Origin of the sequence: Mesoflavibacter zeaxanthinifaciens subsp. sabulilitoris, assembly GCF_014191595.1 — a bacterium.
In the GTDB taxonomy this organism is placed as follows: domain Bacteria; phylum Bacteroidota; class Bacteroidia; order Flavobacteriales; family Flavobacteriaceae; genus Mesoflavibacter; species Mesoflavibacter zeaxanthinifaciens.
In genome coordinates, this window is record NZ_JACHWV010000003.1 from 149,303 (window position 1) to 168,181 (window position 18,879).

Consider the following 18,879-nt stretch of genomic DNA (forward strand, 5'->3'; position numbering starts at 1 on the left):
AGATTTAAAAACTATGAAAAAATTGATTTGCTTTATATTACTTTTCTCTACTGTTGCATATTCACAAAATGAGGAACAGCTAATAGAAGACAACTGTAACTGCGTAAAAACTATAGAAAAAAACATTTCTATAGATCAAAAGAAAAAATCTATCATGAGCTGTAGCCTGAACGCTTTTAAAAAAAATAGAAGTTACACAGAAAAAGTAGTAAAAAAATTTACGGGTAAAAATTCTATAGATGGTAATGATGTCTTTAATTATTTACAAAATGTTTTTGATTACACTATGACTAATGAATGTACTGAATACCGAAATTTAATGGCTGAAATATTAGGTGCGAATTCATTAAATTCAACTGTAAAAGAAATAGGAATACAAGTTTGTTCAGAACTAAAACAAGAATATTCAAAGGAAAAAATAAACTCTATAATTGAAAAAATAAATATCGAAAATAAGGAAAAAATCATGAAGGAATATAGTGTTGATTTTAAAGAAAATTATAAAAACGAATTAAACCTATTTCTTTTTTACAATTGTGAAGTTTATAGACATAAAATTAAACAAACACCATAAATAATTTTCTTATATTAATTACAATTACTTTATATAACAAATAAAAAAGCACAACCCAAAAGTTGTGCTTTTTTTATATCATTGAGATACCTGCCTGCGCAGGTATTTTTTAAATCTCTCTATTAATATCCCAAGCTTCTAAATAATTTTTAACTGCTTGTACAAATTGTCCACCAAGCGCACCATTTACTACACGATGGTCGTAACTATGTGATAAGAACATTTTGTAACGTATACCTATAAAGTCGCCATCTGGTGTTTCTATAACTGCTGGTACTTTACGTATAGCGCCTAAAGCTAAAATACCTACTTGTGGTTGGTTAATTATTGGTGTACCCATAACACTACCAAAAGTACCAACATTAGTTACAGTGTATGTTCCACCTTGTATATCGTCTGGTTTTAACTTGTTTTCTCTAGCTCTACCTGCTAAATCATTAACTTGTTTTGCCATACCAACTAAGTTTAATTGGTCTGCATTTTTTATAACTGGTACAATTAAATTACCATCTGGTAAAGCTGCTGCCATACCAAGGTTAATATTTTTCTTTTTAATAATTGTATCACCTTGAACAGAGATGTTCATCATCGGGAAATCACGTAACGCTTTTGCTACCGCTTCCATAAAAATTGGTGTAAATGTTAAGTTTTCTCCTTCTCGCTTCGCAAAGTCGTTTTTAACTTTTTTACGCCAGTTCCAGATGTTAGTTACATCGGCTTCTATAAAACTTTGTACGTGCGCACTAGTTTGTACCGATTCTACCATGTGATGTGCAATTAACTTGCCCATTCTGGTCATCTCAATAATCTCATCACCACCATTTACACTAACTGGTGCAGCAGTTTTTGGTGCTGCTTTTGGCGCTTCTGTTTTTTGTGGTGTTGCTGGCGCAGCTTGTGCTGTTGCAGGTTGATTACCTCTATTATCAAGATAAGCCATCATGTCGTTTTTAGTAACACGACCATCTTTACCTGTTCCTGGAATAGCGTCTAACTCAGATTGACTTATTCCTTCGGTTTTAGCCATATTTTTAACTAATGGCGAGTAAAAACGATCTCCGTTAGATGTGATTGGCTCAGCAGTTTCTTTAGCAACCTCAACTATTTTTGCAACTTCTTGAGCTGCTTCTGGTTCTGGTGTGCTTTCTTCTTTTGGTGCAGCAGCAGTTTCTGATGCGTCACCATCGGCTTCTATAATTGCAATGGTTTGTCCAACGTTTACAACATCGTCTACGTTAAACAGTTTTTCTACTAAAACACCGTCTACTTCACTTGGTACTTCGCTATCTACTTTGTCTGTTGCAATCTCTAAGACTGCTTCATCTGCTTCAATAGTATCGCCAACTTCTTTAAGCCAAGAGGTAATTGTTGCTTCTGCAACACTTTCTCCCATTTTTGGTAATTTTAGTTCAAATCTTGCCATATTAATAATTGAAATGTAGTTTTATTGTTTTGTTTTGCAAAATTAATAAAAAATAACCTAATTTACTGTTTATTATTTATCAATTTGAATTTTTAAAAATGAATAACTTCTCCTCTATTTTTTGAAGAATTACTTCCGAGTATAAAATTAGAGTTTTTTGGGATAATTTTAAATGATATGTTTCTGTTTTTTTCTGAAGTTGACATACATATTATTATCTGCTTGAAACTTAAATAATTTGCATCTAGAACAACTTGTGTATTGACTTCAAACACTTCTGTTTTTGTTTGAACTCTGAATGGTTTTTTAAAAATTTCTGTCAATTTTGGATAATTTTTATCGCTAATTAACACATATCTATCTACAGGCATTTTTTCTACGGAAGTGTTATCTTTAAGGAGTTTTGCCAATTTTATACCCAAATTAACTATAGTCTTGGTTAGCACACTGCTTTTAAAGTGCTTTTGATAAAATATCTGCATAGCACCGTAAAAACGTTTAGCGTAAATACGGTCTTTTAATGTACTTTCTCCTTTAAAATGTATGACTTGTATTGGTCCGTAATACATGTTATCGTAACCTGCTTTAGTGACTTTATATGACAAATCGATATCTTCTCCGTACATAAAATAGTCTTCATCAAAACCTTGTACTTGCTTATATACACATGTTTTTACCATCATAAATGCACCAACAAGAATTGGTACAATACCCGTAGAATCTTCTTCAACGTCTGTTACATAATAGCTTTTAGTAAAGCCTAACATTTTTTTAATTGCCACTTTTGGTGTTGGAATATAGCGTTTGCTTTCGGGTAAAAATGTGCCTGTTCCGTCAATTAATCGGCAAGCAAATAAACCCAAATCATTTTTGATTTCGGAAAATTCAAATAACTCTGTAAAACAATCTTCTGGCACAACGGTATCTGGATTTAAAATACACAGATACTCGCCTTTTGCATGTTGTACACCTATATTATTTCCTTTTGAAAAACCTAGATTTTCTTTATTCTCGATTAATTTAACCTTCGGAAAATTTTGCTTTACCATCGTACAACTTTCATCTGAAGAGTTGTTGTCTACCACAATAATTTCGGCATCTAAATTTTGGATTGCTGCTTCTACACTTTGCAGACAAAGCTCTAAAAAATAACGCACGTTGTAGTTAAGTATGATGATGGATAACTTCAAAAGTAGAGTTTATAATTTTAAAGAGTTTTCAAAAGGAATTCGGTTTAAAATACTTCTCCCAAGGGTTATTTCGTCTGCATATTCAAGCTCGTCACCAACCGAAATACCTCGTGCAATGGTAGAAGTCTCTACTTCAAACTCTTTAATTTGTTTGTAAATATAGAAGTTTGTGGTATCGCCTTCCATAGTTGGGCTTAGTGCAAAAATAAGCTCTTTTACGCTTCCGCTTTTTACTTTTTCTACTAAACTAGAAATGTTTAAATCATGTGGACCAACACCATCCATTGGCGATATTTTTCCGCCTAAAACATGATACAACCCTTTGTGAGATGCTGTATTTTCTATCGCCATAACATCTCTAATATCTTCGACTACGCAAATTACATCTGTTTTACGCATTGGGTTTGCACAAATATCACATAGCTCGGTATCACTAATATTGTGACATGATTTACACAACTTTAAATCGTCCACCATTTGGTTTAACGCTTTACTTAAACCATGGGTATTTTCTTTAGGTTGACGCAATAAATGTAGTGCCAAACGCAATGCGGTACGCTTGCCTATACCTGGTAATTGCGAGATTTCGTTAACTGCGTTTTCTAATAATTTTGAAGAAAATTCCATAGTTGCGAATTTACGACATTGCAAGATATTATTTTACATTTTTGGATAAATTAATAGTTAGACATGAGTTTCACGAATTGACACTATTTTTTAAGTAAAGCGCAAAACCACTTGTTACTTACTACTAACTAATCACCACTAACTGAAGTCAAAACTTATTTCGTATTTTGGCAATCAGAAAATTTAATTTATGACATCTACTCAAATCATTTTATTAATCGCTGCCTATTTTGGTGTACTAATTTTAATTTCTTATTTCACCGGAAAAAAATCTGGCAACGATGCTTTTTTTAAAGGCAATAAGCAATCACCTTGGTATGTAGTGGCTTTTGGGATGATTGGTGCTTCCTTATCTGGTGTTACTTTTATATCGGTTCCTGGTTGGATTGAAGCCTCTAAATTTAGCTACATGCAAGTAGTTTTTGGGTATATGCTGGGCTATTTGGTTATTGGCACGGTGTTGCTTCCACTATATTATAAAATGAATTTAACTTCTATTTACACCTATTTAGAAGGACGTTTTGGTAATTATGCGTACAAAACTGGCTCTTCCTTTTTTTTGATATCTCGTATAGTAGGCGCAAGTTTTAGACTGTATTTAGTAGCTAATGTTTTACAACTTATTTTGTTTGATGATTTAGGTATTCAGTTTTGGCAAACAGTAAGTATAACAGTTGCTTTAATTTGGTTATATACTTTTAAATCTGGTATAAAAACAATTGTCTGGACAGATACCTTACAAACGCTTTTTATGCTTATTGCTGTTGGTGTCGCTATCTATTTTGTAAGTTCTGAAATGGATTTAAGCGGGAAAAGTATTTTTGCTTTTGTTAACGATAACGAGCTTAGTAAAATATTTTTCTTTGAGGATATTAAATCCGGAGATTATTTTTGGAAACAGTTTATTTCTGGTGCATTTATAGCTATTGTAATGACTGGATTAGATCAAGATATGATGCAAAAAAACCTAACTTGTAGATCTTTAAAAGATGCACAAAAAAACATGTTTTGGTTTACATTAGTTCTAACTGTAGTTAACTTTGTATTTTTAAGTTTAGGACTACTACTTACTGTTTACGCACAGCAAAACGGAATTGACGCACATAAAGATGATTTGTTCCCTATTCTTGCTAAAAATCATTTAGGTTTTGGTGTTTTTATGTTTTTCTTACTAGGATTAATTGCTGCTGCTTACAGCAGTGCAGATAGTGCTTTAACTTCTTTAACAACATCTTTTAGTATTGACATTTTAGACATCGAAAAAAAACATAACCAAAACAAGCAAGTAAAAATAAGAAAACGTATACATGTTTTAATTTCATTATTATTAATATTAGTTATTATAGCTTTTAAATACATTATTAAAGACGAAAGTGTAATCTCTAAACTGTTTGTCTTTGCTGGATACACTTATGGTCCTTTACTTGGTCTTTATGCTTTTGGTTTATTTACAAAATGGAATGTTAAGGATAAATTTATACCAATAATCGCCATTCTATCTCCTATTCTATCTTACATTATTAGTGTAAATAGCTTAAAATGGCTTGGTTTTGAGTTTGGCTTTTTCATTTTAATACTTAATGGCTTTTTGACGTTTTTAGGTTTAATGCTTATTCTTAAAAAGAAGAATAATTAACATTTTATTAAACAAAACACAGTTGTTTTAGTTGTTTTTAGAATAATTTGTTAAGTTTGTGTTAATAATTTAACATAAATTAACAGATTTTTAGCTTTGAAAAGATATATCTCAGTATTTATAGTGATTATTACATTATTCTCTTGTAATAAAAAAACAGATCAGAACAAACAAAACATCACAGCAGAAACATATTTATTAGAGAGATTACAACCAGAAAACACAGGTATTACCTTTAAAAATATTATTTCTGAAAACACCGATCACAGCATTATTAATTACATTTATTTTTATAACGGTAGCGGTGTAGCTGCTGGAGACATAAATAATGACGGATTAGTTGATCTATATTTTGCTTCTAACCAAAACAGAAATAAACTGTATTTAAATAAAGGCAACTTTAAATTTGAAGACATCTCTGAAAGCGCTAATATTAACAGTAATTCTAGCTGGAATACTGGTGTTACTATGGTAGATATTAATAATGATGGGTTTTTAGATATCTATTTATGTTCAGTTTCTGGATTATTAGATTTTACAGGTCGAAATGAACTTTTTATTAATAATGGTGATGGAACTTTTACAGAAAAAGCTGAAGAATTCGGATTAGACTTTACAGGTTATTCTACTCAAGCGTATTTTTTTGATTATGACAAAGACTTAGACTTAGACGTCTATATAGTTAATCACGCAATACACACATCAATCTCCCATGGTCCAGCAAGCATAAGATCTAATCGTACACCGTTAGTTGGAGATGTTTTATTGAGAAATGACAACGGTAAATTTATAGATGTAAGTGAAGAGGCTAACATATATGGTGGCGCTAACAGTTACGGATTAAGCGCCTCTCTTGCAGATTTTAACAATGACGGTTGGGATGACTTATATATTTGTAACGATTTTCATGAAGATGATTATTATTACATCAACCAAAAGGACGGTACTTTTAAAGAATCTTTAAAATCGGCTTTTACTGCTACAAGCAGATTTTCTATGGGTAGTGATGCTGCAGATATAAATGCAGATGGACTTCAAGATATAATAACATTAGATATGTTACCTAAAGACGAAAAGGTAATTAAAGAAACTGAAGGTGACGAAGCTATGCTTAATAAACAAAGTCAGCTTAAAAGACTAGGGTATTCAAATCAGTATTCCAGAAATATGCTTCAAATAAACAACCAAAATGGTGCTTATTTTTACGATGCAGCAATTGTTAATAATATAGAAAATACAGATTGGAGTTGGGGACCATTAATTGCAGACTTTAACAATGATAGTCATCAAGATATATTTATTGCAAACGGAATCTTAAGAAGACCTAACGGATTAGATTTTAGAAAATATGTAGCTAATGCTTTTAAAAGCAGATCAAGAAGCGATGGCTTAGAATGGCTTTTTAAATCTATAAATGAAATGCCAAGAGGTGAAGTTGCAAATGAAATTTACCAAGGAGATTCTGAAAAATTAACCATCAAAACAGGTCAATGGATAGACAAAACACCATCACTTTCTAACGGTGCAATATATGCAGATTTAGATAACGACGGTGATCTAGACATTATTACAAACAACTTAAACGACTATCCATACATATACAAAAATAACACAGACCAATCAAAAAACTCTGTAAGCTTAGATTTAAAATTTTTAAAAGGAAATAAAGAAGCTATTGGTAGCAAAGCAATTGTATACACTAATAAAACAAGACAATTAAAACAACTATTTAAATCTAGAGGATTTCTTTCTTCAACAGAAAAAAAACTTCATTTTGGTTTAAACGAAGAAAATAAAGTCGACTCTTTAGTAATAATTTGGCCAGACTTAAAAGTTCAAACTATTGAAAACCCTGAAATAAACACGGTTTTAAACATAAATTATTCTCCTAACCGCAATACATCACAAAATTATTACTTAAAAGGAAAAACCGAAAACACAGTCTTTAATAACAAAGACATAATTAACTATAAACATGAAGAAGATAATTTTAATGACTTTTTCAACCAAAAATTAATCCCTTATAAAGTATCAACAGTAGGACCTGCAGTAGCTGTTGCAGACGTAGACAATAACAAATATGAAGATATTTTTATAGGAGGCGCTTCAGGAAAATCTTCAAAATTATATTTAAATAATGGATATAAACTAAACCCTAAAAACCATAACGTCTTTGAAGAAGATATTTATTGCGAAGACAACTCTGCATCTTTATTTGACGCTGACGGAGATGGTGATTTAGATTTATATGTAGGTTCTGGAATTAATACTAATAGAATAAAAAAATACGAAAACGACAGACTTTACATAAACGAAAACAATACATTTAAGAAATCTACTAACTTTCCAGACAATTATTTAAACACATCTACTGTTGTTACCTACGACTATGATAATGATGGTGATATAGATATTTTTATAGGCAATCTATCTAACCCAGATGTATTTGGAGAATCTACTGAATCTTACATACTTATTAATGACGGAAAAGGTAATTTTAAAAAAGATCTAAACTTTAAATTATCTTCAAAAGTTACAGATGCCATTTGGGAAGATTTCAATAACGATGGTGTTAAAGATTTAATCGTTACTTGTCAATGGGATACTCCTAAAATTTATTTAAATAATAACGGTTCTCTAGATTTAATAAAAATTCCAGAAAACCTAAACGGCTTATGGCAAACTGCTATAACTTACGATTATGACCATGACGGAGATAAAGATATACTTTTAGGTAATTGGGGATTAAACACAAGGTTTAAGGCAACAAAAGAAAAACCATTACACATGTATTTTGGTGATTTTGACAATAACAATATTAAAGAAACTATAATAGCTTATAATATTGACGGTCAATATTACCCTTTAAATACTAAAGATGAATTAGCTTCGCAAATGAATGTAATAAGCAAACGATTTGTTCAACATAGTGATTTTTCTTTAAAAACAGTAGAGGAAGTATTAACGCCAAAATCTGTAAAAAGCGCTCAACTGTTCTATGTGGATAATTTAAAATCTGGTATTTTACAAAATAATAATGGCTCTTTTGATCAATTTGTCCCTTTCCCAGTTCAATTACAGTTATCTCCAATAACTTCTTTCGAAAATATTTCTATAGACACCAAAGAACAAATACTAATTGGAGGTAACAACCTAAATGTAACTACCTATCATGGACAATACAACTCGCTTCAAGGTTATACTTTTTATTCCTTAGATATCATAACACCTGTATCTAATTTAGGTATTAAACCTTTTAAAAAACAAGTGAAATCTTTTGAGAAAATTAACACAAAAAACAACAAATACCTTTTAACAATTTCAAACAATGATAAGGTAGACTGTTACGCGGTTAAGTAAATTTAATACTGATTAATAGACAATAAAACTAACGTACAAGCAACCTCGTAAGCAATATTGTTTTTATCTAAAATTTTATAAAATTCAGGATTTTCAGTTCCTGGGTTAAAAATCACACGATTAGGATTTAAACTTACTATGTAATCATAATACTCTTTTTGCCTGGTTGGATTTAAATATAATGTTACAGTATCTAAATCAGTATACATTTTTAAATCTGTATCAATTTTAACACCAGCCACTTCTCCTTCTCTTAATCCAAATGCTACAGTTGGTATATTATTAGCTACCAATTTGTTAATAGCTGTATTAGAATAACGCACTGGATTTAATGACGCTCCTAGCACTAAAGTTTTTTTATTCATAAATGTTAAATATTCTTAAAATTAAATTTTATCCGTAACAATACAAGTAAAATTTAGTCTTAATAGCATAAACAATTTCATCAATCAAATAATCATTACAACCAAAAATGAAAAAACTATTCTCCATTGTTATGCTATTGGTAGCCTTTAGTATAAATGCCCAAGACAAAACTTTACCCAAAATCGGAACTGTTACCGGTAAAGTATTAGACGTAAATTTACAACAACCCTTACCGTATGTAAATGTCGTTATAAAAGATGTAAATCAAAATATTATAACTGGCGGAATTACAAGTGAAGACGGAAGCTTTAATGTTAATCAAATACCATTAGGCAAAAGCATAGTAAGTATTGAATTTTTAGGTTATAAAACCGAAAGTAAAACTATCGAAATTACTAACAGTAATAAAAACATCAACCTAGGTACTATTAATTTAAGTGAATCTGCTGAAAGCTTAGAAGAAGTAACCGTTGTTGCAGAAACCTCAACCATTCAACAAAAAATAGATAGAAAAGTTATTACTATTGGTAAAGATTTACAAACCGCTGGTGCTAACGCAAGTGATATTATGAATAATATACCATCTGTTAACGTAGACCAACAAACAGGTAATATTAGCTTACGCGGAAACGAAAACGTACGTGTTATGGTAGATGGTAAATTATCTAACGTACCAATTGCTCAATTATTAAAACAAATACCATCTACAGCAATTAAAAGCATCGAGTTAATTACTAATCCTTCGGCAAAATATAACCCAGAAGGAATGAGCGGAATTATTAACATTAAACTTCATAAAAACACCAAATTAGGTTTTAATGGTAATTTAAACATTGGTCTTACTAATGAGGTTTATGCAAAATTTAATAGCTCTATAGACTTAAATTATCGTAACGGAAAATTCAACTTTTACGGTAGTTACGGTAATAACATTGGTAAATATGATAATTTTGGATATATCGACCAATCTAACGACAACTCTAGACAAGATTTTCAATTTTTCAACAATAATAAATCTCATTTATTTAAAGTTGGTGTAGATTATTATTTAAACGATAACAACACATTATCTTTCTTTACCAATCAAAATATTTTTGAAGGCAATGGTGTTGGTACTACCAATTTAAGTTTTCCTGACCAAAATCTATATCAAAGACAAATTTTTGGTAGTGACTCAGAGAATAATTCAGGTCAATACAACTTTGTCTACAAACACCTTTTTAAAGACGAAAACGAAACTTTAGATATTGAAGTAGATTACAACGATTTTACTAATACAGAAGTAGCAGATTTTAACTACATCAATTTTAGTTTTCCGCCAGATTACAATGATTTTGTTGATACAGAAAGAGATCAAACCACAATAAACGTAGATTATGTAAAACCAATAAACGAAGACTCTAAATTAGAAATTGGTGCAGAAGCAAGACTTTTTAATACCGATTTAGGATACAAATCTACTGGTCAAACATTTTCTAGTACTGGAACAATTATACCTACACCAAGTACAGCGTTTGATTATAAAAGAGATATTTTTTCTGCTTACATAACTTTTGGAAAAACTATTAACGAAAAATGGAGCTATCAAGTTGGCGCTCGTGCAGAACAAGTAAAAGTAGAAGCCGAAGCTTTAAACATGTTTACAGATGGGACAACACAAGTGTTACCTTTTACAAATGAATATTTTCAAATATATCCATCTGCATTTTTAACTTATGCTGCTTCAGATAAAAACTCATATCAATTTAGCCTAAGCAGACGTGTTGACAGACCAGGATTACAACAAGTTAACCCAATTAGAGAATGGAGCACACCAAGAGTTTCATCTTTTGGAAATACTGAATTACAACCTCAATTCACCAACTCTGCAGAAGCAAACTATACAAGACAATTAAAAAAAGGAAGCATTACTACAGGCGTGTTTTACAGAATAATTGAAGATAACATAAACAGATTTGTAGCAATTGACAGAACAAATATTTCTGCTGGTAACTCTATTTTATCTTATGATAATTTTGATAATACATCTGCGTACGGTATAGAACTTTCTAGCAACTATAGACCAACAAAATGGTGGAACTTTAACGCAAGTTTTGATTTATATTCTCAGTCTCAAACTGGTATTACAGAATTTATTGATGCTAACGATTTAAGTACAGCAACAGTTGATGATATTGAAACACGTAAAACTGAAGTCGAAAATTTAGTTTGGAACTTTAGAATGTTTAACAACTTTAAAGCCACTAAAAACCTAAGCTTGTCTTTATTTGCTATGTATCGTGGTGAAGAACAAGGCGTTCAGTTTTTAAGAAAACCTATGTATTTTGTTAACACTGGTATACGCTACTCTTTTATGGAAAACAATAGAGCCACTCTAAGCATTAATTACAACGACATATTTAATACAATGAGGTTTGAGTTTGATACCGACACACCTTATCCTTCTACTGGACAATTTAATTGGGAAAGTAACACTTGGAATGTTGCACTATCTTATAGATTTGGAGGAGGAAAATACCGAGCATTACAACGTAAACAACGTGATGACAACGAATCGTCTGGTGGTGGCGGATTTATGTAAAATCTTCTAGAAGTTTAGCAGTTTACTTAATAGTTGATGGTTAGTGTTAAGGTAAATTTGCTAAATAAAGGAAAACCCAAAGCCTGATCGACTTTGGGTTTTCTATTTTTAAAAACTATTTTTTTAAGATATTTTTTGGTTTAACACATCTTCATTGTTAAATAATCGTTAAACATTGATAATCAATGTAATAAAAACAAGAATTAAGCGTCATGTAATAAACAAAGCAAACCAAAAGTTTTATATTTATTTGAATTAGTCCTCAACCTATAAAACATAAGTTTAGTTAGTTAAGTTTAGTTATAAAAAAATCCGAAACGTAAGTTTCGGATTTTTCAGTTATAAAATTATTTTAACTACCATTTAATAATAGCGCTTCCCCAAGTAAATCCGCTTCCAAAAGCAGCTAAGACTACCGTATCACCTTCATTAATTTTTCCTTCTTCCCAAGCTTCACATAAAGCTAAAGGTATAGAAGCTGCGGTTGTATTACCATAACGCATAATGTTATTAAACACTTTATCATCTGTCAAGCCAAATTTCTTTTGTATAAATTGAGCTATTCTCAAATTAGCTTGATGCGGAATTAACATATCTATATTTTCCTTTTGAAGATTATTTTTTATCAAGCCTTCCATAATAACTTCGCTAAAACGTACAACTGCATTTTTAAATACAAATTGACCATTCATATGCGGAAAATAACTGTCGTCATTCTCATCATTATCTGCAATAATATCTGTAACCCAGCGTGTACCCATACCTGGTGCTTTTACCACTAATTCTTCTGCATGTTCACCTTGACTATGTAAATGTGTAGATAATATTCCTTTACTATTATCTTCTTCTCTACTCACTACAACTGCGCCTGCACCGTCACCAAAAATAACAGAAACACCTCTTCCTCGTGTGGTTTTATCTAATCCGTGAGAATGTAACTCGCTACCAATAACAAGTATGTTTTTATACATACCCGTTTTTATAAAATTATCTGCAACAGATAATGCATAAATAAATCCAGAACATTGATTACGCACATCTAATGCACCAACAGTTTTTATATCTAAAGCATGTTGCACCTGTACGCCTGGACCAGGAAAATACATATCAGGACTTAATGTTGCAAAAATGATAAAATCTATATCGTCTTTATCTAAACCAGAGCGTTCTATAGCTTGTTTTGCTGCTTTTACACCCATTGTAGCTGTAGTATCATCGCTACCTTCTACGACCCAACGTCGCTCTTTAATACCTGTGCGCTCTGTTATCCACTCGTCGCTAGTATCCATTATTTTGGACAAATCCTGGTTAGTCACCACATTATCTGGCACATACTTACCAATTCCTATAATTTTTGAATTGTACATATACTTAATATTTATGGTACAAATTTAAAGTATTTCAATAAATTATAATTAAAATAATCTATAATTAACCATTTTTACCAATAAGCCTTTCACACAAGTTTAACAAATCGTTTTAAGTCATAAACTTCATTTTTAGGTATCTTGAAGTCCTAATTAATTTTAAATAAAATGGCAAAATCATTAATTAAACTACTACTTATTTTTGTGTGTCTATACGGATATGCACAACAAAACTTAACGTATCAAAAACCTTCTAAAGAAATTTTAGAACTAGCAGATGCAGATCTTGCTCCTGGTGTACAAATAGATAGCAAAGGAGAGCATATGGTACTATTATATCGTAACCAATATAAATCTATTGAAGAACTCTCTGAAACCGAACTAAGATTAGCTGGTTTAAGAATTAATCCTGTTACTAACATTGGAAGTCGTACCAATTACTATACAAATTTAAAAGTTAAACAAGTTAAAGACAAAGAGGCTAAACAAGTTAAAGGCTTACCAGACAATGCGCGTTTATCTAATTTTAGTTGGTCTCCTGACGAAAGTCTTATAGCTTGCTTAAATACAACACCTAAAGGAGTTGAAGTTTGGATTGTAAACATAGAAAACGCTAATGCATATAAAATTTCTAACGCCAATGTTAACGCTAATATGAGAAGTACAATTAATTGGTTTAAAGATAATAAACACCTTCTTGTAAAAATGCTTCCAAACGACCGAAAAGAACTTATAAATACTGCTACAGCTGTTCCTTCTGGTCCAACCGTTTCTGTTAGTAATGGTGCAAAAGCACAAAACAGAACTTATCAAGATCTACTAAAAACACCTAATGACGAGTTTAACTTTGAACAATTAGCACGTTCTGAAATTAAAAAACTATCTATAAATGGAGAAATTACAGATTTTTTAGATGCAGACATGTATCGTGGTATAAGTTTTTCTCCTGACGGAAATTATATAATGGTCACAAAAATTAAACGTCCATTCTCTTATTTAGTAACTTATTCTAGATTCCCTAGTGAAAGTAACATATATGACCTTAACGGTAAATTTGTAAAAACAGTAAACAATGTTCCGTTAGACGAAGTAAGACCAAAAGGTTTTATGGCTACAAGAACAGGTAAACGCAGTATGCAATGGAGAAGCGACAAGCCTGCAACTATAGTTTGGGCAGAAGCATTAGACAAAGGTGATCCTGAAGTAAAAGTAGATTATAGAGATGTAGTGTATCAATTAGATGCGCCTTTTAATGGTCAACCAAAAGAAATACTTAAAACAAAACAACGCTTTTCTGGTATTAGATGGGGTAATGATAATATTGCTATTGCTTTTGATTATTGGTGGAATACCAGAAACTTAAAAACTTACTTATTTAATCCTACTACAGCTGAAGCTAAAATAATTTCTGATAGAAATTATCAAGATGTATACAGTGATCCAGGCGATTTTGTCTCTTCAAAAAACAAATATGGCAGCTACACATTAACCATTAATGGAGACAATCTTTATCTAATGGGCGATGGTTATTCTAAAGAAGGACAATTTCCTTTTATAGACGAGTATAATATTAAAACTGGTAAAACAAAACGCTTATACAAATCTAAATACACAGATAAACTAGAAAGTTTAAACTTTGCTATTGATATGAAAAAAGGAGACATCCTTGTTCGTATAGAATCTAAAACAGATTACCCTAATTATTACATTAGAAATATTAAAAAGAATAAACTTACCGCAATTACAGATTTTGATAATCCTTTTAAAAGTTTAGAAAGCGTAGATAAGCGCGTTATTAATTATAAGCGTAATGATGGCTTAGATTTAGAAGGCACATTATACCTGCCATTAGATTACAAAGAAGGAGAAAAATATCCAATGATTTTATGGGCTTATCCAAGAGAGTATAAAGATAAAGCAAGCGCATCCCAAAGCACAGCAAACCCTAACGAGTTTGTTTACCCATATTGGGGATCACCTATTTATTGGGTTACTAAAGGTTATGTCGTATTAGACGATGCTGCTTTCCCAATTGTTGGAGAAGGCAACAAAGAACCAAACGACACATTTATAACACAACTTGTAGCTAACGCAAAAGCAGCAATAGATGCAGTAGATAACCTTGGTTATATAGACCCTAACAAAGTTGCTGTTGGCGGACACAGTTATGGTGCGTTTATGACAGCAAATTTACTATCTCATTCTAACCTTTTTGCTGCAGGAATTGCAAGAAGTGGTGCGTATAACAGAACATTAACGCCTTTTGGTTTTCAAAGTGAAGAGCGTAGTTATTGGGAAGCGCCAGAAATATACAACACAATGTCGCCTTTTATGAATGCCGATAAAATAAAAACACCATTATTACTAATTCATGGTGTTGCAGATAACAATTCTGGTACCTATCCTTTACAAAGCGAACGTTACTTTAATGCCTTAAAAGGATTAGGCGCGCCTGTAAGATTAGTAATGTTACCTAAAGAAAGTCATGGTTATAGAGCTAAAGAATCTATTATGCACATGCTTTGGGAACAAGATCAATGGTTAGAAAAACATGTAAAAAACAAAAAATAACATTACAACATCATTACAAAAAACCGTTTAATTAAATTAAACGGTTTTTTTATGTCATATTGTCACACAACCTTAATTGGCATTTTTGTTGTCTAATGCAACACGTATAATTAATAATATTTTTTCGCTTTCGCGGAAACTAAACATAAAACAAAATATTATGGCAAAAGGAAATATTAACGTTTCGGTAGAAAACATTTTCCCTTTAATTAAAAAATTCTTGTACAGCGATCACGAAATCTTTTTACGTGAGCTTATTAGTAACGCAACAGATGCTACGCTTAAATTAAAACATTTAACAAGCATTGGTGAAGCAAAAACCGAATATGGTAATCCTATTATCGAAGTAAAAATTGATAAAGAAGGAAAAAAATTACACATCATTGATCAAGGTTTAGGTATGACTGCCGAAGAGGTAGAAAAATACATTAACCAAGTTGCTTTTTCTGGTGCTGAAGAGTTTTTAGACAAATACAAAGACAGCGCTAAGGATAGCGGAATTATCGGTCACTTCGGACTAGGTTTTTACTCGGCTTTTATGGTAGCAGATAAAGTAGAAATTATTACAAAATCTTTTAAAGACGAACCTGCTGCACATTGGGTTTGCGATGGTAGCCCAGAATTTACTTTAGAAGAAGCCGATAAAACCGAAAGAGGTACAGAAATTATTCTTCATATTTCTGAAGGTGAAGAAGAATTTTTAGAAGACAGTAAAATTAGAGAGCTTTTAGTGAAGTATAACAAGTTTATGCCAATACCAATTAAATTTGGCACTAAAACAGAAACTTTACCAAAACCTGAAGACGCTAAAGAAGACGATCCTGCGCCTACAAAAGAAGTAGACAATATTATAAACAATCCAAATCCTGCTTGGACCAAACAACCAACCGAGTTAGAAGAAGACGACTATAAAAACTTCTATCGTGAGTTGTATCCAATGCAGTTTGAAGAGCCTCTTTTCAACATTCATCTTAATGTAGATTATCCATTTAACTTAACAGGAATCTTGTATTTCCCTAAGTTATCTAATGATATGCAAATACAAAAGGATAAAATTCAACTATATCAAAATCAAGTATTTGTAACAGATAATGTAGAAGGTATTGTTCCCGAATTTTTAACAATGCTACGTGGTGTTATAGATAGTCCAGACATTCCTTTAAATGTATCTCGTTCTTACTTACAAGCAGATGGCGCAGTTAAAAAAATTAGCTCTTACATTACCCGTAAAGTTGCCGATAAATTAAAGTCGTTATTTAATAGTAACCGTGAAGATTTTGAAGCAAAATGGAATGACATTAAAATTGTTATTGAATACGGAATGCTGTCTGAAGAAAAATTCTTTGAAAAAGCAGAAGCTTTTGCCTTATACCCAACTGTAGACGGTAAATACTACACTTACGACGAGCTTTACAATGCAATAAAAGCAAAACAAACCGATAAAGACGATAAGTTAATTATCCTTTACGCAAGTAATCAAGATGAGCAACACAGTTATATTGAAGCTGCTAAGGACAAAGGTTACGAAGTCCTTTTATTAGACAGTCCTATTGTTTCGCATTTAATGCAAAAATTAGAAGGTTCTAAAGAAAATATCTCATTTGCTCGTGTAGATGCAGATCATATTGATAAGTTAATTCAGAAAGAAGAAAACACAATTTCTAAATTAGACGAAGACCAACAAAAACAGTTGGACGAGTTATTGAAAGAAGTGATTCCTTCAGAAAAATTTATGGTGCAATTAGAAGCTATGGATAGTAACGCAACACCATTTATGATCACGCAACCAGAATTTATGCGTCGTATGAAAGAGATGCAACAAACTGGTGGCGGCGGTATGTTTGGTATGGGCAATATGCCTGAAATGTATAATTTAATTGTAAACACTAATCACAATTTAATTAGCGACATTTTAAATACCGAAACAAAAGAGGATAAAGAACGCTTAATAAATCAAAGCTTAGATTTAGCACGTTTATCGCAAGGACTTTTAAAAGGAAAAGAACTTAGCGACTTTATAAAACGTAGCTACGATATGATAAAATAATCATTTCTGCTTTTGCAGAAGATTTTAAACCACTTCTTAACCGAAGTGGTTTTTTATTTTTAAAAATTAAATACATTTTATTAAAATGTATTTAAAAAATATGTATATTAGCAACATGTATAGCAAAGAACTCACAAAAGGAACACTTAAACCAATCATTTTAAAGCTTTTAAGCCAAAGCGATAAAATGTATGGTTATGAGATTACACAAAAAGTAAAAGACATTACCAAAGGAAAAATAGACATTTCTGAAGGTGCATTATACCCTATTTTACACAAATTAGAAAAGGATAATGTACTAACTACAGAAAAGGTATTTATTGGCAAACGTGTAAGAAAATATTATTCGGTAACCAATAGTGGCAAACAAGTCATTGCCGAGCAAACCAATCAAATCAATGATTTTATAAACACATTATCATTAATTTTTAATCCTAAACCAACATTAAAATGATACTTACAGAACAACAAATTAACTATATAGATAAAAATTTACAGTTGTATGGATTAAAAAACCAAACACTTAAAGAAGATATTTTAGACCATATCTGTACGTATATTGAAAACACAGAAGAAACCAACTTTGATATTGCCTATCAAAATGCAATTAATCAATTTGGTGGTTATCTAAATATCAATCAATTACAAAAAGAAACCAATGCTCAATTATATTTTAAATCGGCTAAAAACCGAACTAAGTTTTTGTTTATCATTGGGTTTATTACAGCGGTATTAATTTCGGTAGGAAGTATTTTCAAAATAATGCATTTTCCGTTTGCGGGTATCATTATGGTTTCGGGCTTTGCTGTTCTAATTTTCATCACATTACCTTTATTTTTCTACACGAAATATAAAGACACCATTTTAAAATATCAATCTTAATATTAATTATAAATCAATCAAAAAATGAAAAAATCAGTTTATGTTTTAGGCTTTATCGCCTTGTTTATCTTAAGTACAGGACTTATGTTTAAAAGTATGCATTGGCCTTTTGCTGGTATTATTACCGTAATTGGATTTGTCCTTTTCAACTTTATGTTCTTACCAACACTTTTTTATAGATTATACAAAAGCAATTAAAATAAAAGCCACTTTAAAACAAGTGGCTTTTTCATTTAGGAAATTTCTAACATAATA

At 31.1% G+C, this 18,879-nt stretch carries 14 protein-coding genes; 9 read left to right on the forward strand and 5 right to left on the reverse strand.

The genetic code is table 11. The features are described 5' to 3' along the window. Positions 1-13: 13 nt before the first annotated feature. A complete protein-coding gene (locus FHS04_RS05460; protein ID WP_106679391.1) occupies positions 14-574 on the forward strand; it encodes a hypothetical protein in 561 nt (186 codons plus the stop codon). A gap of 109 nt (positions 575-683) precedes the next feature. Here FHS04_RS05460 and FHS04_RS05465 read toward each other — a convergent pair whose 3' ends face one another. The 3 genes from FHS04_RS05465 to recR form a co-directional block, all read right to left on the reverse strand. Continuing rightward, the gene (locus tag FHS04_RS05465; RefSeq protein ID WP_106679389.1) at positions 684-1,997 is read right to left on the reverse strand and encodes a dihydrolipoamide acetyltransferase family protein; all 1,314 of its coding nucleotides are present in this window, start codon (positions 1,995-1,997) and stop codon (positions 684-686) included. A 92-nt stretch (positions 1,998-2,089) separates the two neighbouring features. Further along, complete coding sequence (locus tag FHS04_RS05470; RefSeq protein WP_106679387.1) at positions 2,090-3,187, reverse strand: glycosyltransferase family 2 protein; 1,098 nt, start codon at positions 3,185-3,187, stop codon at positions 2,090-2,092. A gap of 9 nt (positions 3,188-3,196) precedes the next feature. Beyond that, a complete protein-coding gene (recR, locus tag FHS04_RS05475) occupies positions 3,197-3,814 on the reverse strand; it encodes a recombination mediator RecR (protein WP_027880102.1) in 618 nt (205 codons plus the stop codon). A gap of 190 nt (positions 3,815-4,004) precedes the next feature. Here recR and FHS04_RS05480 point away from each other — a divergent pair, with 190 nt between their 5' ends. Both FHS04_RS05480 and FHS04_RS05485 read left to right on the forward strand, forming a co-directional pair. Further along, positions 4,005-5,450: a sodium:solute symporter gene (locus FHS04_RS05480; RefSeq protein WP_106679384.1), complete on the forward strand. Its 1,446-nt coding sequence runs from the start codon at positions 4,005-4,007 to the stop codon at positions 5,448-5,450. A 96-nt stretch (positions 5,451-5,546) separates the two neighbouring features. Continuing rightward, positions 5,547-8,810, forward strand: coding sequence for a VCBS repeat-containing protein (locus tag FHS04_RS05485; RefSeq protein WP_221184958.1), 3,264 nt, complete (start codon positions 5,547-5,549; stop codon positions 8,808-8,810). A gap of 2 nt (positions 8,811-8,812) precedes the next feature. On the opposite strand, the gene FHS04_RS05490 is transcribed toward FHS04_RS05485, so the two are convergent. Beyond that, complete coding sequence (locus FHS04_RS05490) at positions 8,813-9,175, reverse strand: CoA-binding protein (protein WP_106679382.1); 363 nt, start codon at positions 9,173-9,175, stop codon at positions 8,813-8,815. Positions 9,176-9,282: 107 nt separating this feature from the next. On the opposite strand from FHS04_RS05490, the gene FHS04_RS05495 reads away from it, so the two are divergent. Next, positions 9,283-11,757, forward strand: a complete 2,475-nt coding sequence (locus FHS04_RS05495; protein ID WP_106679379.1) for an outer membrane beta-barrel family protein — start codon at positions 9,283-9,285, stop codon at positions 11,755-11,757. Between the two features lie 356 nt (positions 11,758-12,113). Here FHS04_RS05495 and FHS04_RS05500 read toward each other — a convergent pair whose 3' ends face one another. Further along, the gene (locus FHS04_RS05500; protein ID WP_106679376.1) at positions 12,114-13,124 is read right to left on the reverse strand and encodes a 3-oxoacyl-ACP synthase III family protein; all 1,011 of its coding nucleotides are present in this window, start codon (positions 13,122-13,124) and stop codon (positions 12,114-12,116) included. 168 nt (positions 13,125-13,292) lie between these two features. Here FHS04_RS05500 and FHS04_RS05505 point away from each other — a divergent pair, with 168 nt between their 5' ends. From FHS04_RS05505 to FHS04_RS05525, 5 genes are all read left to right on the forward strand, one after another. Continuing rightward, positions 13,293-15,695, forward strand: coding sequence for an alpha/beta hydrolase family protein (locus tag FHS04_RS05505; protein ID WP_106679374.1), 2,403 nt, complete (start codon positions 13,293-13,295; stop codon positions 15,693-15,695). A gap of 160 nt (positions 15,696-15,855) precedes the next feature. Then, positions 15,856-17,742 (forward strand): molecular chaperone HtpG, encoded by a 1,887-nt coding sequence (htpG, locus tag FHS04_RS05510; RefSeq protein ID WP_106679372.1) that lies wholly within the window; start codon positions 15,856-15,858, stop codon positions 17,740-17,742. A gap of 85 nt (positions 17,743-17,827) precedes the next feature. After that, on the forward strand, positions 17,828-18,196 hold the full coding sequence (locus FHS04_RS05515) for a PadR family transcriptional regulator (protein ID WP_317173460.1): 369 nt from the start codon (positions 17,828-17,830) through the stop codon (positions 18,194-18,196). Further along, positions 18,193-18,624, forward strand: coding sequence for a hypothetical protein (locus tag FHS04_RS05520; RefSeq protein WP_027880111.1), 432 nt, complete (start codon positions 18,193-18,195; stop codon positions 18,622-18,624). The genes FHS04_RS05515 and FHS04_RS05520 overlap by 4 nt, the downstream gene beginning before the upstream one ends. A 24-nt stretch (positions 18,625-18,648) precedes the next feature. Further along, entirely contained in the window at positions 18,649-18,822 is a 174-nt protein-coding gene (locus FHS04_RS05525; RefSeq protein WP_181256120.1) for a hypothetical protein, read from the forward strand. Positions 18,823-18,879 lie beyond the last annotated feature (57 nt).

Bases quoted from the DNA above. Each gene is read 5' to 3' on its own strand.
- FHS04_RS05490 (WP_106679382.1), bottom strand. From the start codon at position 9,175: ATGAATAAAAAAACTTTAGTGCTAGGAGCGTCATTAAATCCAGTGCGT.
- FHS04_RS05480 (WP_106679384.1), top strand. From the start codon at position 4,005: ATGACATCTACTCAAATCATTTTATTAATCGCTGCCTATTTTGGTGTA.
- FHS04_RS05500 (WP_106679376.1), bottom strand. From the start codon at position 13,124: ATGTACAATTCAAAAATTATAGGAATTGGTAAGTATGTGCCAGATAAT.
- htpG (WP_106679372.1), top strand. From the start codon at position 15,856: ATGGCAAAAGGAAATATTAACGTTTCGGTAGAAAACATTTTCCCTTTA.
- FHS04_RS05520 (WP_027880111.1), top strand. From the start codon at position 18,193: ATGATACTTACAGAACAACAAATTAACTATATAGATAAAAATTTACAG.
- FHS04_RS05465 (WP_106679389.1), bottom strand. From the start codon at position 1,997: ATGGCAAGATTTGAACTAAAATTACCAAAAATGGGAGAAAGTGTTGCA.
- FHS04_RS05525 (WP_181256120.1), top strand. From the start codon at position 18,649: ATGAAAAAATCAGTTTATGTTTTAGGCTTTATCGCCTTGTTTATCTTA.
- recR (WP_027880102.1), bottom strand. From the start codon at position 3,814: ATGGAATTTTCTTCAAAATTATTAGAAAACGCAGTTAACGAAATCTCG.
- FHS04_RS05515 (WP_317173460.1), top strand. From the start codon at position 17,828: ATGTATTTAAAAAATATGTATATTAGCAACATGTATAGCAAAGAACTC.
- FHS04_RS05505 (WP_106679374.1), top strand. From the start codon at position 13,293: ATGGCAAAATCATTAATTAAACTACTACTTATTTTTGTGTGTCTATAC.
- FHS04_RS05460 (WP_106679391.1), top strand. From the start codon at position 14: ATGAAAAAATTGATTTGCTTTATATTACTTTTCTCTACTGTTGCATAT.
- FHS04_RS05495 (WP_106679379.1), top strand. From the start codon at position 9,283: ATGAAAAAACTATTCTCCATTGTTATGCTATTGGTAGCCTTTAGTATA.